Annotated in this window: 9 protein-coding genes and 1 CRISPR repeat array; of the genes, 1 reads left to right on the top strand and 8 read right to left on the bottom strand. The window is 55.9% G+C overall.

The genetic code is table 11. The annotated features are described in order from the left end of the window. Positions 1–360 precede the first annotated feature (360 nt). Positions 361–1,095 (bottom strand): hypothetical protein, encoded by a 735-nt coding sequence (locus K6T64_RS11420; protein WP_288010253.1) that lies wholly within the window; start codon positions 1,093–1,095, stop codon positions 361–363. A 291-nt stretch (positions 1,096–1,386) separates the two neighbouring features. On the opposite strand from K6T64_RS11420, the gene K6T64_RS17025 reads away from it, so the two are divergent. Further along, on the top strand, positions 1,387–1,824 hold the full coding sequence (locus K6T64_RS17025) for a helix-turn-helix domain-containing protein (protein WP_483306144.1): 438 nt from the start codon (positions 1,387–1,389) through the stop codon (positions 1,822–1,824). Between the two features lie 572 nt (positions 1,825–2,396). Continuing rightward, positions 2,397–10,220: direct repeats of the CRISPR family, unit length 28 nt; unit sequence CTGTCTACTGCCCATGGCACCCTGAAAC. A gap of 121 nt (positions 10,221–10,341) precedes the next feature. Here K6T64_RS17025 and cas2 read toward each other — a convergent pair. From cas2 to K6T64_RS11380, 7 genes are read right to left on the bottom strand one after another with little or no spacing between them, the layout of a single operon-like run. Beyond that, positions 10,342–10,620 (bottom strand): CRISPR-associated endonuclease Cas2, encoded by a 279-nt coding sequence (gene cas2, locus K6T64_RS11410; protein ID WP_288010251.1) that lies wholly within the window; start codon positions 10,618–10,620, stop codon positions 10,342–10,344. Positions 10,621–10,623: 3 nt separating this feature from the next. Next, positions 10,624–11,601, bottom strand: a complete 978-nt coding sequence (gene cas1, locus K6T64_RS11405) for a CRISPR-associated endonuclease Cas1 (protein WP_288010249.1) — start codon at positions 11,599–11,601, stop codon at positions 10,624–10,626. A 1-nt stretch (position 11,602) separates the two neighbouring features. Beyond that, positions 11,603–12,157 carry a CRISPR-associated protein Cas4 gene (locus tag K6T64_RS11400; RefSeq protein WP_288010248.1) on the bottom strand — a complete coding sequence of 185 codons (555 nt, stop codon included), beginning with the start codon at positions 12,155–12,157 and terminating at the stop codon, positions 11,603–11,605. Further along, the gene (locus K6T64_RS11395) at positions 12,139–12,801 is read right to left on the bottom strand and encodes a hypothetical protein (RefSeq protein WP_288010246.1); all 663 of its coding nucleotides are present in this window, start codon (positions 12,799–12,801) and stop codon (positions 12,139–12,141) included. The genes K6T64_RS11400 and K6T64_RS11395 overlap by 19 nt, the downstream gene beginning before the upstream one ends. Positions 12,802–12,820: 19 nt before the next feature. After that, positions 12,821–13,834: a type I-D CRISPR-associated protein Cas7/Csc2 gene (gene cas7d / locus K6T64_RS11390; RefSeq protein WP_288010244.1), complete on the bottom strand. Its 1,014-nt coding sequence runs from the start codon at positions 13,832–13,834 to the stop codon at positions 12,821–12,823. A 56-nt stretch (positions 13,835–13,890) separates the two neighbouring features. Further along, the gene (locus K6T64_RS11385) at positions 13,891–16,620 is read right to left on the bottom strand and encodes a hypothetical protein (protein ID WP_288010242.1); all 2,730 of its coding nucleotides are present in this window, start codon (positions 16,618–16,620) and stop codon (positions 13,891–13,893) included. Continuing rightward, positions 16,617–17,345, bottom strand: a complete 729-nt coding sequence (locus tag K6T64_RS11380) for a CRISPR-associated endoribonuclease Cas6 (protein WP_288010241.1) — start codon at positions 17,343–17,345, stop codon at positions 16,617–16,619. Before K6T64_RS11380 ends, K6T64_RS11385 begins: the two co-directional genes overlap by 4 nt. Positions 17,346–17,391 lie beyond the last annotated feature (46 nt).

Raw genomic sequence — 17,391 nt, 5'->3', positions numbered from 1 at the left:
GTGGCCCCCACCGCGTCAAGGTGGTGCTCTCCCGCTGAGCTACTGCCGCGTCATACCTACCCCTGTCCCGGGGCCGTTCGGTCGCCCGGAAACGGGGTACGCATATTGTTGTATCACGAAACAGGACTGGTGTCAACGGGCAGTTTATGCCTTCAGTGCTGACGCACGAACTTCTCGGTAGTGGGTTTCAGGGACGCAAATCTGGGTCGGTGAAATGAAAGATCAGTCGCTACGCAACGTGGAGGCAACGAATCCGTCGGGTGCTGTGGTGTTGCGGCCAATTGGGGCGAAAAAAGGGCGCATGAAGCCAGACCCAAGCTACGCTGGGTTTCGTATCGGTATGGTGAGCTCAATTGTAGGTCATATCGCCCATCGCAGGCGAGTTGGCTTCGCCAAGGCACCCAACAACCATTCTCGATGGATCCACCCGTTCACCCAGTTGTCCTTTAAAAAGCGCACGGTTCCCCGAATCCCTAATTCCCGTACTTTCCTCATGACCACCTCCGTGTGCAGGACCAGGACATTTAGCAGATGCCCCAGATGCATCATCACATGCCAATTTCTCATCGCCGTCCAGTCCAGTGAAAAGGCATGCTCATACTGGTAACCGTGATGCTTCTCCACCAAGATGTTTTCCTCAATGTCCCAGCGGTGTCGCGCCGCACGGTTACAACGCTCCACCACGTTTTGCCTTGTCAATGGCCGCGCAGACACCCAGGCCCAGTGTGCCTCCTTCGTTTCCCCCTTCTCCTCCCACCGCTCCGTGCAACCCGCCACGTGAATCTTCAGCCGGTGCCAAGACCTCGGTGATTCCTGGAACTCGTATTCAATCTGGTTGACCCACCAGAACGCCTGTTCCCGATTGCCCCAGCGGTACGTTCGGGTCTGGTCTTTCTCCAGCTTCCTCAACCCCTCCACCTCTTCCCACACACTGTGCAGGCACTCCCGGGGAAGGACAATCATAAAGTCCAAACGCAACTTGCGGCACAGGGCCATTAATGGCCCGTTCGGATACAGCCCATCGGCCACCATCATCATGCGCAACTTCGGAAATGCTTGGCGCAGGCGGACCAACAGCCGCTTGCAGGCCTTCAACTCGCCGTCCTGCGCAGTAGTGGTGCGGACCGTCGGCGCCTTTACACGCCATCGTCCCCGGGCCTGTCCCTTCGTTTGTACATGCCATGGCCGTGGGAAACGCCGGTGCGTGGTTGCTGGCCTTGGTGGAGACGGCGGTGCTGTATGCCGCCTCTTTGGTACTGTCTGTTCGCCTGTGTTGATATACACTGAAAATGGACCCCAGATCGTCAGTGAAAATTGACCCCCACCAGATAGACTGGTACGCTCCTACTAATCTGAGAGGGAGCGGGGGAGAAAGGGTTGATCTCTATGGAGGATTGGACTGCGATTCGAGCACTCCGTGCCTGCGCTGTCAGTATTAAGGCGATTGCCCGGCAACTGGGAATTTCGCGCAACACTGTGCGTCGTGCCTTGCGGGGGGACGATCCCCCTGATATGAACGAGGCTGTCAAGCCCCCCAGCCGCCGTAGTACTTTGTTTGTCAGTGAAGGGCCTAAAGCCCGTCCATGGTCGACGGTCGGCACTCTGATACACGTGGGTTGGCTACCACATGTCATACCCCCATCAGAAGTGCTGCCTCGGACTATGTGCGCCAGGATATCCTGGCACATAGGGGACACGAGGATTCCCTCTTTCCGTGAACAAGCCTTCAGGCCCAACCCTCCACGTATCCGTCTTGATCGCCTGAGTACAACACACCGATGCGAGGAGCGGAGTCAAGGACGCTCCGCAGGGCGAACGAAGTGATCCCTTGACGAAGCGACGCGCAGAGGTATCCTTCAACCGGCGATCACGAGGGAGCGGCCTCCCTCCATCCATCTTGGACACATGTACGTTCCACTTCGCAGGCAATCGCCCACACAAAGCCCAGGAGTTCTCTGGCTACGGCCGTTACCGAAACGCCTATCGGCTTGCCTTTGCTTACCATCCTCCGATACTTGCGATGGAGCCGATCCTAGGCACGCCAGGCGATGGAGGAAGGATTCGTTTTTCGACACTGTCTACTGCCCATGGCACCCTGAAACATCGATGCCGGGCCCGGGACTCACTCCAAATATCCACTGTCTACTGCCCATGGCACCCTGAAACTATTGCTGCGAGTACGGGAAGAAGGTTACGACGTCATCTGTCTACTGCCCATGGCACCCTGAAACCGAGCCTCACCCACAAACCAGATCCCAACAGGTCCGCTGTCTACTGCCCATGGCACCCTGAAACGCACATGACGAGCCGAGAAGCGGACCGGGAAATTCGCCTGTCTACTGCCCATGGCACTATCTACTTGTGCTGTGTCCACTTCCACAGTAGCTAGAAATTCGCCTGTCTACTGCCCATGGCACCCTGAAACTGGGTGCCCCAACTTCACCCAAGGGGGATGTGCAAGAGCTGTCTACTGCCCATGGCACCCTGAAACAAGAGAGGGTTCCTGAGCGATGGATGCGCCAGCTCAATCTGTCTACTGCCCATGGCACCCTGAAACATCCCAACTGAACGGCGAACTAGGAAGAAGTGAAAGCTGTCTACTGCCCATGGCACCCTGAAACTCCTGCTTCGTCTATAATCAGCAAGCAGGAACTTTCGTCTGTCTACTGCCCATGGCACCCTGAAACCACATAGATCCACCGCTGATCCACTCCCCGACGCACATCTGTCTACTGCCCATGGCACCCTGAAACCTTGATCCTCTGGAGCGGGGGCCGGAGCCCCACGCGGCTGTCTACTGCCCATGGCACCCTGAAACCCGAAAATCCCGAATTGCCCATCCTGCTTCGCCAGTCTGTCTACTGCCCATGGCACCCTGAAACATGTGGATTACATTCCTGTGCCCAATTGGCCGATGAATCTGTCTACTGCCCATGGCACCCTGAAACCGCTTTAGCTCTTGCATCCGATCATGGTCTACGACGTCTGTCTACTGCCCATGGCACCCTGAAACGCCGACTGTGGCTTCACCGAGCTTCTGCACCCCGAGCTGTCTACTGCCCATGGCACCCTGAAACCCACGGCGGCGGCCTTGCGGCGGCCACCGTGGAAGTCTGTCTACTGCCCATGGCACCCTGAAACGCGGTCAGACGAGAGAGAAAGATATTTGCTCAGGGCTGTCTACTGCCCATGGCACCCTGAAACTCACGGCCCATCTCGTTCGGTTGGATGGACGGCCTCTGTCTACTGCCCATGGCACCCTGAAACATGCTACTTGGATCGGTTCGGTTGGTGCAGCGGCTCACTGTCTACTGCCCATGGCACCCTGAAACGGACCTCGTTTCGGGGTCCTGGAATCCGAACAAACTCTGTCTACTGCCCATGGCACCCTGAAACTACGCAGTTGCGGCCAGGGTACTTTTCGTATGGAAACGTCTGTCTACTGCCCATGGCACCCTGAAACCGGCCTATTCGGCCGGGTTGATCGCTGGTCAATCGCTCTGTCTACTGCCCATGGCACCCTGAAACGCAGTGAGACATGAGAGGACATCCACTGGACGTATTGCTGTCTACTGCCCATGGCACCCTGAAACTGTGCGCCGGCGGCCATCACCCGGTAAAAATCAGATCTGTCTACTGCCCATGGCACCCTGAAACCGGATGAATGTTCCCCCTACGTAATGGTCGACAGCCGTCTGTCTACTGCCCATGGCACCCTGAAACTCTAGAGAAGCACTGGCCGGACGTGCGGCGATACGGACTGTCTACTGCCCATGGCACCCTGAAACTCGGCCTGGCCCCTGGACCGCTTTCGCCTCCGACGATCTGTCTACTGCCCATGGCACCCTGAAACTGTGCGCCGGCGGCCATCACCTGGTAAAAATCAGATCTGTCTACTGCCCATGGCACCCTGAAACTCACCCCCTTGTTTTCCGCCCCCCAACGTCCTGGCAGTCTGTCTACTGCCCATGGCACCCTGAAACGAAACCTTCGACCCGGCAGAGTTCGGGAAAGAGCCCATCTGTCTACTGCCCATGGCACCCTGAAACCGAACAAACTCCTTTCGCTGTAGTAAGTTTTAAACTCTGTCTACTGCCCATGGCACCCTGAAACGTACTCGTCCGCCGGTTCACCCGTCGGTTTTCCGTCGCCTGTCTACTGCCCATGGCACCCTGAAACCTGAAAAATACACATGGAGGGATTTGACGATGTCTGTCTGTCTACTGCCCATGGCACCCTGAAACTTGGCGGTCGGATCAAGACCCGCGTATCGCCAAATGTCTGTCTACTGCCCATGGCACCCTGAAACCCGGTGGGGCGGTACATTCCGGACGGGCCTCCGGAACTGTCTACTGCCCATGGCACCCTGAAACCGATCAACGCTTCGGCCGCCATCCAGGCCAAATGCGTCTGTCTACTGCCCATGGCACCCTGAAACACAAGGGACCTGAACTACTGGGAGTCGGTCTATCGTCTGTCTACTGCCCATGGCACCCTGAAACGCGAGGCCGAGGCATCTCAAGTTGGTGGCAAGAAAAACTGTCTACTGCCCATGGCACCCTGAAACCAGGGCGTCGATCATCCTCCGATCCCGTTCCTCCAGCTGTCTACTGCCCATGGCACCCTGAAACCGCGCAACGTTACGCCCGAACGCCGTCCCCGGCAGTCTGTCTACTGCCCATGGCACCCTGAAACCTCTGGCTCTCCTTCATTCGCATAATCTCCGGCAACAATCTGTCTACTGCCCATGGCACCCTGAAACGGGAGTGAACGAAGGTGAAGGTCTACGGATTCCTGCGTCTGTCTACTGCCCATGGCACCCTGAAACTGACAGGGCTCCTCTTAGCTCACTATGCGAACGATCCCTGTCTACTGCCCATGGCACCCTGAAACGGGGGCAGAATCGCCTGTCCCTCACGATACTGCCAGCTGTCTACTGCCCATGGCACCCTGAAACCTATTCCTCCCACATCTGTGATACCCTCCACCCCGGAACTGTCTACTGCCCATGGCACCCTGAAACTGAGATCACCCCCAAACCTTATGCAGAATCATGTCCACTGTCTACTGCCCATGGCACCCTGAAACCCCGGCACCGAGCGGAGTATCCAACCGGCATACACGCTGTCTACTGCCCATGGCACCCTGAAACGCTCACCTTCGCGCCCCATGCGTCCAGGAGTTCGGGGTCTGTCTACTGCCCATGGCACCCTGAAACATGAGCACGCCGACCACGCGAAGGCGGTCGCCGATGTCTGTCTACTGCCCATGGCACCCTGAAACTCTTTCGGACCTCTTAGGCGGATCCGAGCAGCGCAGCTGTCTACTGCCCATGGCACCCTGAAACGTCTCCCTCTACCAACAGCGCCCGCAGGCCCTCGAACTGTCTACTGCCCATGGCACCCTGAAACCATGAGCATGTGTCGTGTTGCTCCTTCCGCTATTGGATCTGTCTACTGCCCATGGCACCCTGAAACCCCGAGAGTGCTGGGCGTGTTGTTGGTGTGGTCGCACTGTCTACTGCCCATGGCACCCTGAAACAAACCGATGGTCACGGTTCGTCAACCTCCTGCGAAGTCTGTCTACTGCCCATGGCACCCTGAAACCCACCCGGGAACAGCTTCGGGTTAGGCCGCAGGATCTGTCTACTGCCCATGGCACCCTGAAACTATTGGATATCCTCTTGGGTGCTATGACCAGCCAGACTGTCTACTGCCCATGGCACCCTGAAACTTCCTCATTTCGTCGTACTGCCATTGTAGGATTTTGTTCTGTCTACTGCCCATGGCACCCTGAAACCGGTTCCTCTAAGTGTTGGGTATCTATCGCTTATGCGCTGTCTACTGCCCATGGCACCCTGAAACCAGGAAACGTACCAACGGTGAGAGGCGCGATCGATGACTGTCTACTGCCCATGGCACCCTGAAACCCCAGGTAGAATCCAAAGTCGATTTCCCCAACCGAGCTCTGTCTACTGCCCATGGCACCCTGAAACTCGTTACGCCGAAGGGATCATGAGATCGTGGCTCCACTGTCTACTGCCCATGGCACCCTGAAACCGGCAGGTCGCGGATGATTGGCGAAAGGACGCCGACTGTCTACTGCCCATGGCACCCTGAAACGCGGAAAAGCGGGCGAGAGTTTCGACTTTTTCCTGATGGCTGTCTACTGCCCATGGCACCCTGAAACCACGGAGGGCTCCAGGATCCACACATGAGGCTCCTGGCCTGTCTACTGCCCATGGCACCCTGAAACCTGGGGCCTTCACTCCCTCCCGGTCCCAGGCGTCTATCTGTCTACTGCCCATGGCACCCTGAAACTATCGACTATGGACAAGCTTTCCAACCTGTTGTTGAACACTGTCTACTGCCCATGGCACCCTGAAACGCAGGCCTTGATGTGGATGGGTCTGGAGCAATACATCTGTCTACTGCCCATGGCACCCTGAAACCTCCAGGGGAGCGGTGTCGGTTCCGCGCCGGTTCAAACCTGTCTACTGCCCATGGCACCCTGAAACGATTCCAAAGCTCTTTTGGTTCGGAAAGGCGGCGTGGTCTGTCTACTGCCCATGGCACCCTGAAACCAGCACATCGCGCCACGGCGTCCAGTCGTACTCCGCCAGCTGTCTACTGCCCATGGCACCCTGAAACAAATCGTTTCATGCGCTCGTCCGTGGATGGCAGAAAGTCTGTCTACTGCCCATGGCACCCTGAAACCGGCCATACCGTCCATGCGATTTTGCACGGTGCACCCTGTCTACTGCCCATGGCACCCTGAAACCGTGGATGGACGAGCGGGAGGAAGCGGTGAAAGCTAGCTGTCTACTGCCCATGGCACCCTGAAACACATGTCAACGACCGGGGCTATGTCGGACTATCTGGACTGTCTACTGCCCATGGCACCCTGAAACGCGAGCCTCGTGCACCCCCCAGGGCAATTAAGGGGCCGGCTGTCTACTGCCCATGGCACCCTGAAACTTGCCCTGGCGAATCGACGTGAATCCAACGAAGAACGACTGTCTACTGCCCATGGCACCCTGAAACGATGTCCTTTTCACGCATACCAAGCTTTCGCATAGCCTGTCTACTGCCCATGGCACCCTGAAACTGCGGAGCGTAGCGGAGCAGCCGAAGGGAAGCCTTCTGTCTACTGCCCATGGCACCCTGAAACAGGAGCTGGGAAGATGAGGCGGCGGCTCACTACATCCGCTGTCTACTGCCCATGGCACCCTGAAACACGGCGGCGGACTGGCTGAGGCTTCATATTCGTACAACTGTCTACTGCCCATGGCACCCTGAAACCCGAATTCTCGCCCCCGGCTACTCGGTGCCGTGGCAGCTGTCTACTGCCCATGGCACCCTGAAACTGTGAGGCTCCTGTGGGGTTTCCGGAGCCTCGGTCAACTGTCTACTGCCCATGGCACCCTGAAACATATTCTTGTAGGCGAACCCGTGCATTTGATCATTGACTGTCTACTGCCCATGGCACCCTGAAACGACCAGAAATCCCCGGTCATCGGGCTCGTTGATAAACTGTCTACTGCCCATGGCACCCTGAAACGCACGTGCATTCAATTGATCCCGGAAACCGAAATCGCTTCTGTCTACTGCCCATGGCACCCTGAAACCCGAGGTCGAAAAGAGTGGATAGCTCTGAAAGCGAAATCTGTCTACTGCCCATGGCACCCTGAAACCCGAGCTTGCGGCAATCGATGCGCCGGATACCCCCGTGACTGTCTACTGCCCATGGCACCCTGAAACCGGGGGCCTGCTCGTGATTTTGATCCTCGTCATGCTCTCTGTCTACTGCCCATGGCACCCTGAAACCTCAAGCTCTGTGCATGTGATATATTATATTCAACAACTGTCTACTGCCCATGGCACCCTGAAACTCGTCCTCGTCTTCGACCTCATCCTCGTAATCGTTAATCTGTCTACTGCCCATGGCACCCTGAAACTTGCGTCCAATTAACTGTCACGGGCTGGCTATACGCCGGCTGTCTACTGCCCATGGCACCCTGAAACCGACATATTTGATGTCGTCTTCCCGGGAGAGGAAAAACTGTCTACTGCCCATGGCACCCTGAAACTCGCGGGGAGAATCCTGAAGGCACCGGAGCCGAGCCACCTGTCTACTGCCCATGGCACCCTGAAACGTGAGGCTCCTGGAGCCTCCTGCGCGGTTCCTGGACTGTCTACTGCCCATGGCACCCTGAAACCAGTGGGGTCCCTGGCGCTCCGTTTCGCGCCGGAATCTGTCTACTGCCCATGGCACCCTGAAACCTTTCTATACATCGGATCAGGCCCCCCAGGAGTCTGCTGTCTACTGCCCATGGCACCCTGAAACGATCTACTTTAACGGACAATACGTCGTCCAGCCGCACTGTCTACTGCCCATGGCACCCTGAAACGAGTGGCAAATCGTTCCATGCGTTGTTGCGAGGATCTGTCTACTGCCCATGGCACCCTGAAACGGTGCGAACGGTGGAAAGGGCCGCGAGTGAAGTGCACTGTCTACTGCCCATGGCACCCTGAAACGAACTGGCTGGCCACCGCCGACCCGATGGACTGCGCCTGTCTACTGCCCATGGCACCCTGAAACTCGGGGGAGGAACGTGGCGGAAATAGCTCATGTGGTCTGTCTACTGCCCATGGCACCCTGAAACGGTGACTGTTGAGTCGGCCCTAGGCGACAGCGTCAACTGTCTACTGCCCATGGCACCCTGAAACCGGCCGGACAAGCCTGGGACGGACGGCAGGGAGGCGCTGTCTACTGCCCATGGCACCCTGAAACTTGTCCGTCTCCATTCTGGGCGGGGAAGAAGCGCGGTCTGTCTACTGCCCATGGCACCCTGAAACCTGGGGGGGTGCGGGGGGCGCGGGACCCGGCGTCAACTGTCTACTGCCCATGGCACCCTGAAACCAAAGCGCATGGCGGTTGCTAGCGTGAGTTTAGCAGCTGTCTACTGCCCATGGCACCCTGAAACCCATCCCTCTTCTCGCCCACAAACCATATCCCCACCGCTGTCTACTGCCCATGGCACCCTGAAACAGCATGGTCGTCGGATTGAAGACCTCCGACGAGAGTCTGTCTACTGCCCATGGCACCCTGAAACTTGGAAATTCTGACCATATTCGTGGTGCTTGATTACGTCTGTCTACTGCCCATGGCACCCTGAAACCGCTTGGAAACTCTCTACATAGGGTCGGCTCGTTCGTCTGTCTACTGCCCATGGCACCCTGAAACGGTGGTGCTGACAACGAACAAACTAATCACGGAAAGCTGTCTACTGCCCATGGCACCCTGAAACGGTGTTTTGACCGCAGAAGCGGTTGTTGATGATGCAACTGTCTACTGCCCATGGCACCCTGAAACACTCCGCATCCTTCCGCTCATCAATCAGTCCTCGACCTGTCTACTGCCCATGGCACCCTGAAACTCCATGTTCGCCTACGAGGACGTCACCAAGTCGAACCTGTCTACTGCCCATGGCACCCTGAAACGAGCCGGTATGCAGCACTCGAACGTCTATTGCGCGAGTCCTGTCTACTGCCCATGGCACCCTGAAACGCGCTCGTCCCTCATCTGCACCTCCGCCCGGTTCCACTGTCTACTGCCCATGGCACCCTGAAACTGTCTCCGGCGGCCGCGCAGAAGATGTATCAGTGGGCTGTCTACTGCCCATGGCACCCTGAAACCAGGCGTGGGGAACGGCGTCTCGGGTGGCAGTTACGTCTGTCTACTGCCCATGGCACCCTGAAACTCGGGTGCCAGGATCCGCGAATGAGATCAAGGTACCCCTGTCTACTGCCCATGGCACCCTGAAACAAAAATGCGGCGCAAAAGCAGGCCGAACTAAAACACCTGTCTACTGCCCATGGCACCCTGAAACGCCCCCACCACTGTAGCCACCAAGCTTTCGACCGTGCCTCTGTCTACTGCCCATGGCACCCTGAAACTAGTGGATATGGAGTATGTGGGGTCGGTGGAAATCCTCTGTCTACTGCCCATGGCACCCTGAAACCAAACCGCCACAGACCGCCTAGTCGACTTGGCGACAGTCTGTCTACTGCCCATGGCACCCTGAAACTGCGAAGGTTTTTCGAACCGGTAAACGTATGTCCCATCTGTCTACTGCCCATGGCACCCTGAAACTTCACGCTGTCTGCATTGTATCCGGGCGCGATTGTCACTGTCTACTGCCCATGGCACCCTGAAACCCTTGAACTTTAGCCGAATCGAGCGGACAGCCGGTTGTTATCAACCTTGATTTCAGCCTGTAAGTCCAGATGACACAACTTCGACCCTCCGGACTGACCGCAAAACCGCGGGGGCAAGTGATCACAGGACGGCACTTCCAAGATGATCCGCATCCTCCATTCGCCGTCCTTCCTTCCAATGCTCTAGCCGGACATTCCGCCTATTTTCCGTCGTGATCCATATAATGTAATCCTCATCTGTGTACAGCATCTTCGTATCCCTTTGCAACGCCCGAAACTGCGTGTCGGTAAGATCCCCGACGAAGACACTTTCCTGGATTCCTATCAGGTACCGCGCCAATAGCTTACGGTACTTTTCCGTCCGTTTTGCCGGCACATCATAACACGCAATGACATACATGTCTCATGCCCTCCGTATAAACGGTTCGTATTCCTCCATCTCCAGTACATGCGCTTCCAATTTGTATGCCTCCCTGAGGATCACGGCCCGATATCCCACCATCCCTTGCACCGGCGTGCGATCAAGGGATTCACGGATCGCCTCCACAATCTTGGTGCGCCCCGACCCTGTGAGAAGGCATACACCCGGATGCTCTTCAAAATCCGAATCGTTCAACTCACCTCTTGTGACAAGCCGGAAAACGGCCCGGTCCGCCAGAATCGGTTTAAAAATCTCCGCCAGATCCAATGCCAATGACGCACGAGCTTGGGTCGGTGCATGCAGAACGCTAAGAGTACAATCGAGATGCGACTTGGAAAGTTCATGTCGGCAGGCACTGTAAACCACACCATTTGCAAATGAAACCAAGGAATTGATCCGGTCTTGGGGCGGTCTTCGAGAACGTTTACTCAACTGCAGTTTGGGATGAATGTACTCCCAAGCCCGGTAATAAACCTGGCGCATACGACCCTCGTAGGCCATGAGTTCTTCGGGGTTTTGTGCCCGACGGAACTTTGCCCTCTCCACCTCCATTTGAGTGACTGCCTGCGCAAGATCCTTTTTTCCCCGGTACAAATAGTAACGGAGATTGCTAATGCAATTCTGGGCCCCGGCATCGACAAGTCGGCGGGCCAAATCCATCCGGCGGTCCAGATCCATTACCAGCCTTGCTTGAGCCAAGTGCACGTTACCGGCTGTATGGGGCCAAGACGGTTCCAAGGATCCGGCAAATTCGCCGTAAAAATTGATCAACGAGACCCTGACACCCTCCCGACTTAAAAATGCAAGAACGTCAGTGGTTACCTGACAGCCAGTCGGAACTACAATATGCCTGATGGCTTCCACAGGCATGGTTTTCCGACGGCCGTCGGACAACGTAACCTGAATCGTGTTGTCTTTACGGCGAATCGACGTCCCCCGCAAGACGTAGAGCGTCTCCACTCTATGACTCCTCCTCCGTTGTTTGTCCCCAGCACAGGAGTCTGTAGGAACATCCAGTACACACCGGTTTCTCCGTCTTTTGTGGAGGCCGGGGCTGCCGCAGTACAGATACCAACTCCTCGAATTTGGCAAGCAACAGGTCTTCGGCTTGCCGATCCATACAAACCCTTTGAACTCGGCGTGATGTCGGCGTGCGCAACAGGCCGGTCCACGACTCGCCCGTTGAAGCCTCAAGCACAGCCACGTAGAATAATAGTTGCAAACGACCGGCATCGTCCGGGCGTTTTGCACTTTTAACCTCGCTGACAGTGCGATCGGCCCAGTCTATTTGATCGGGATAAATTCCAAGTCCCAGCACCCGATCGCGTCGCCGTTCGTAAGTGGTCGCGCTCACCCACAATCCCCGCTGCATGTGGCGGTTCAGATGAGCACAGTCGATCCGGTGGTAGTGAAGCCACGCACGTACTTCACATAAAGTGATGTGCTGAAAAAGCAAACCGTGAATACCAAGTTCTTCGGCCTGATAAAGCATATTCTTCAATCTCTCACTGACCATCCTGAAACCACTCCGGCGGCAACTTCAATGCTTATCGGTTCAGAAACCCGAATCGTGTCGAGAACGCGATAGTCTTCTTCCAGTTCCTGATCGAACAGGCGGGCCGTGGCTGCGTTGAGCCGCACGACCTCTGGAACGGCCACGGGTTCCAACCGGATGATCCCGAGACGGCCAACTCCTACGCGAACAATGATGTGATCCGTTCGGTATAACGCGAAGGGATCGCGGCCGAAAAGAACTCCCGTATACTGAGAGTCTGGCGCCACCTCGTGAACCCACCAGATCTTCTTCACATTTCCAGACGCCATGCCCTTTTGGAGCGATTCTTGATAGCCCCCTTCCCGTTCCATGTCCAAACTGTGGCGGATAGGGGGAAGCAAAGAGTTTGTTTCATACGCATCCAGGCTTATAAATAGAGATGCTTTCCACGGTAGTTTAGCAACGTCTTCCGTGTATGCGGGGCTGGACCTTGGAAACGGCGACGGAGGACATCCCAAGCTATGAGCCAGTGCGAACATAATCGTGGTATCCGATAGAACGGTCGGGTCGGTGCTGCTCCCGTCCGGCACGTAGATTCCGTGGTAGTAGAAAGGAGCCAGGACTGTAGCCAGAACTCCCGTATAAGCCATTGCTGTCTGTGCCATAGTATTCACCCCGTTACCGTTACTTTGACAGACCGAACCACCGATCAAAAAGTTCGCCAACGTCCTTTGCGCCCGTTTCATATTGGCTCACCAGCCGAGGCGCTCTGTTTTCCAGTTCGGCTGCCAGTTCATCGATGTAGGCCGTTGTCTGGTCGGCTTCGATGCCGTACGGGTAGGCCTCGCTAAATAGTTTCTCAAGGAAAGTTACGACTTGCGTGGCGTCAACCGCTTCTTCGCCTGTCGCCTGAAGTCTTTTTAAGATTTCCGAGGGTGCATTGATGTCGCGTTCCAAAGTGCCCCAATAGATTCCCGCAAAATGGGTGCGCAGGTTTGTTCCCGTGGTCGCCGTTGCCCCACCGTAAGAACCGGCAAGCCCCGTAGCCAAGAGCCAGTGTTCCAAGCCGGCACGAGTGATGCGGTTGCCCAGAAATACCGCGGTCTGAATGAACAAGGTGCCTGGCTTGACGGAGTAAGTATTGAAAATATTGGAGCTCGTCTCTTTGTCTTCAGCGTCCAGATTTCCACCGTCTTCATACACTCCTCCTTGGCGGAAAACCGACTCCACTTGGCTCTTCTTCGGTTGAACGGAAATGGCGTCACTGTACAGAACGGCGCTGTGAACCGGATAAATTGCGTTGCCGTCTCCTTTGGCTGAATCGCCGAACACAAAGGTGTTCAGGTCAAATACCTTACTGGGCCTATATCCTTTGTTCTTGGAGATGAACGCCTTGTTGGCAGCACTGTATCCTCCCAATTTTAATGCCCGCAAGATTTGGGCCCCCCGCCGACGCTCGACGCCCTTTGTTTTTGAAGCAATCATCCGGATGCGGTTTTCACCGGCGAGCACCTGATCGGTGATTTCATCAGGGTCGTTGTTCCGCACAATGAGGGGAGCGATGGCCTCCCGAACCAGTGGGATCACGATACACTGGGCTTGAGGTAACCTTGGAATCTCAAAAGGTTTTCTTGCCATTTCGTAAGTCTGCCATACTTGGGTGGGCAATGTGTTCCAGAGTTCTTCGCGGGTGTTCATGGGATCATCCTCCTGCTTTTCTTGTTTTTACATTCATCGTTGTAGAATATAGGTGATCAACCGGTCTGTACCTCTTTGGTTTTCTGTCTTTCTTCCTGAATGGCATGCCTGACCTCCCAGAAGGTAGCTTCATAGGCTGCAACCAAGAATCGTCGGTGGGTGGAGGTAAGCGCCTGGTATGTTGATTCCATGTCTTTCACGATATGCAATATCCGTCGAGTGACCCGCAAACAAACTTCCCGGGTCTTTGCCTCGTCCCGTCCCAACAAGATGTTGCCGCGTTCCAAGGTCTTGTAGAGATCGTCGGCAATCGCACGCTCCAGGACCTGCCGGTCACCAAAATCCGACCAGCGGTCGTAGGTCTCCAGCACTCTACGCATTGCAAGGGACCACTTGTTTCCGGAAGCTTCATTTGGCTTAATTGACTGAATGGTAGCCATATCCAAGGCAATGGCCTTGATCATCTCATCATTCACCATGGGGTACACCTCCTTGAGCTTACTCACTGCTCCTTGAGCCTCCCTACCAAGTGCGGACGATCCCCATGTGGGATCGAATAGACACCAAGCTGCCGACCACCACCCGAAATCCTCGACGGCCTCCAGCGCTTCCCTGCCTTTGCCATCCCTTTTTAGCAGCGTGATAAACGCGTCCAAAACTTCGATCAAAAGACCCAAATCTTTACGATACACGCCGTAATGCGGGTTGCAGACCCCGGCCTTCCGCAAAAGGTTTTTGACCAGTTCGGGCATGGGTTCATACACGAAGGATTCCGGACACAGACGGAAGGAAGCGATAAAGGCGTGGACAGGCTCTCCGCTATAGGCGGCATATGCAGCTAAATTGCGCATCTGGCCCAGAATTTCTTCTAAGCCGTTTTGGCGTGGCTCCCAAGCCAAAGCAAGGCTTTCCGCCGTTGTCGAATTCCATGGTAATGCTCGAACCCATCCGTCCACGTTGAGCACATCTACACAGGAAAAGAGGTGGGACTCCTCCTCTTTTTCAGCGCTTTTAGCATAATCTTGGTAAAGCCACGAACGAATTGGTGTGGCGACAAGAAGAGGTATTTGCGGTCCGCCAAGTCCGCCCCTTATCCTCCATTGTTCCGCGGATGTTTTCCACAGTCTTTGCCGCGCCACGCAAGCATCGCACAGATAGTTCTCTCCTTGGGCACGCCAGGGATCGGTTTTATGTCCCGGTCTCGTATTGAAAGCCGAGGATTTCACCAGTACGTCCATCGTGCCCCCGACAATCAACCGGGTGGCAGGGGCTCCGCATAACAAACACGCTCCGCCGTCGGGGTGGGCTTCGAAGACACCGGGGTTGCTTTGCTCCGTTTCGTCAAGGTCCAAACCTACCTGCCGTCCCAGATGCGCCGTGAGTGCCCGAGTTCCTATCGCGTCCCCCGCGATTTCCTGGGAGAATTGTCCGTACACGTAGTCGGCCCAAGCCTCCAAAATATCATCCGGTACTGACAGAGCGCTTTGCATGGCAACCACTGTGCGCCTGGTGAGGGGATCGAGGTTCTCAAGCGGGATATCCATCTCCCTAAGGGATTCCCGCACCACAGATTCGTTCCACTCCAGCGCTTTTTGGACGGCCTCGTTTCCTCCTGCGCTAAGCAGGGCAGCGCACACAAGAGCCTTGGAGTAAGTCGGAAGCGGCGTTTCGCTTTGCAGACGAACCAAGGACGTCTGCTTGTTGCCCCGCTCCGTCTTGCCGTCCCATATTCTCAGCGGTGTACCCGCTGCACCGGTGCATTTCGATGCCCAATAATGAGCGTACGGTACCGCTACCCCGCCATCTTTGACTTTGACCACAAGGAGCTGCGGCAACGAGAGTTCCAGTTGATCCCGAAGGTCTTCCAAACTCCGGATATTGTCGAGTACAACCGAAGCGGTGGTATTTTTGAAACGAACCTTACTAACCGGTTTCCCGATCGTCTCCTGGAACCTCTCCAGCACGAACCGGGGTGTCACCGGCTCTGGCACCGCTGCCCAAAGAACTGTGCCTTCCCGTGTCAACACCAAGGGCATCTGGTCGATTTCGTACAGCATGTCCAGGATGACTGTTTGCAACGTGTGAAGCACGGGGGGCTCATCGTGCCATGTCAATAACCGAAAGGGCGTGTTCGAAATGCCATAGCGAACCGTCCACTTCGGAAGTCGAATGTTATATTCCTGGACCAAGGCCGCAGGGGACATGGCGGTAGACACCAAATTGTCCGCATCATGGACGATTTTAGCAGCCAGATATCGAATCAAGGGAGGCAAAGAAGGACCTAGAAGCGCTTGGCCTTCCCCGCGGTTTTCTACAAGGCTGACCGCGTGATGAAGCTTCTCAGCACTATAGCCTTCCCACACCCAATCCGGCATCCACGCTTCGATCTGCAGTCGCCTGTTCACCTCGTCAATTTCTTCTAAGGTAGGACTGTGCGACCCGCTGTCCAATAATTTGTTTGCATCATGAGTAAGTGCGATCGTGAATAATGCATGAAGAACATCCACACAACGTGAATCGTCCTCAGAATCCAGATTTGGCAAACGGCCTGTCACCCATGACCAATAAAAGAGTCTGGTTGCCACTTGAAGTACGTCCATGACATGGCGGTATAGGGAAATCTCCGGAGCGTTATACCTCTCTCCTCCCTTGCCGAGCCGGGTTGTCCACGGCGAGTACTCTCCGATTTCATGTAGCATCCTCGCCTCGGCGGTCAGGATTTGCTGGATGGGTTTCATCGCGTGAACCCACGGGCCGTCAAATGACAAAAAGTCGGTCAACTTCATAGACTCACATCCCACCATCCGAAACCTTGGGCGGTTGCACTTCCGAGACCACTGTAGAAGGCATCACGGATATCTTTAGGTGGTCCAGCCAACAAGAAAGGAAGCACCACTCCGTCCAAAGCTACAATTTTCCCGTCCGGCAGGGAACGGACTCCCATCCGTGCCTTGACTTCGCCACGATGGAGACGGACGTAGGCGGCATCCGGCACAAAATGCAGGTGAAAAGGGCGGCCGAATCGACGCTCCATAGTGCGGTTGAGGGCTTGGTCGAATTCCGGTCCGAATGTGCACATGCTTTGCCCACGCGGAGATCCCAGTGTGGTTTGCAGTACCCGGATCGGGGAGATCGCGTATCCGGCTACGGCATCGGCCGGGTGCCACGGTTCCTCGGTAATGGTTGCCACACGCAAATCGAGGCCGGCTCCCGAAACGTCGGACGGCTCGTACAGATCCTCGGACGTGATCCTTGACAAAGCTCGGACGACTTCGGGATCTGTACTGCCGATCCAAGCCCTCTCAATCCGGAACATCCGGCGCGTTCGGGGGCCGGAAACGTGGACTGGATGGGCAATAACACCGAATCCGTACCGAGCCGGTCGTGAGCGGTCAATTCGGTATCCATGCCGAGACAGAGCACTGTCGCAAAGGTTCTTGAATTGCTCAGCCTTGACGAGGCAAACGGCGGTACGGTCGTCCTTGGGCATGTCAATACGGATCCTCAGCATTCCATCTCACCTCTCATATGCCAAAGTTTGTTTAACTCGACTGTAC

Source organism: Kyrpidia sp. (assembly GCF_023512215.1).
GTDB lineage: Bacteria > Bacillota > Bacilli > Kyrpidiales > Kyrpidiaceae > Kyrpidia > Kyrpidia spormannii.
Note: the sequence above shows the minus strand (reverse complement) of the source record. Positions and strands in the feature narration are given on the sequence as shown.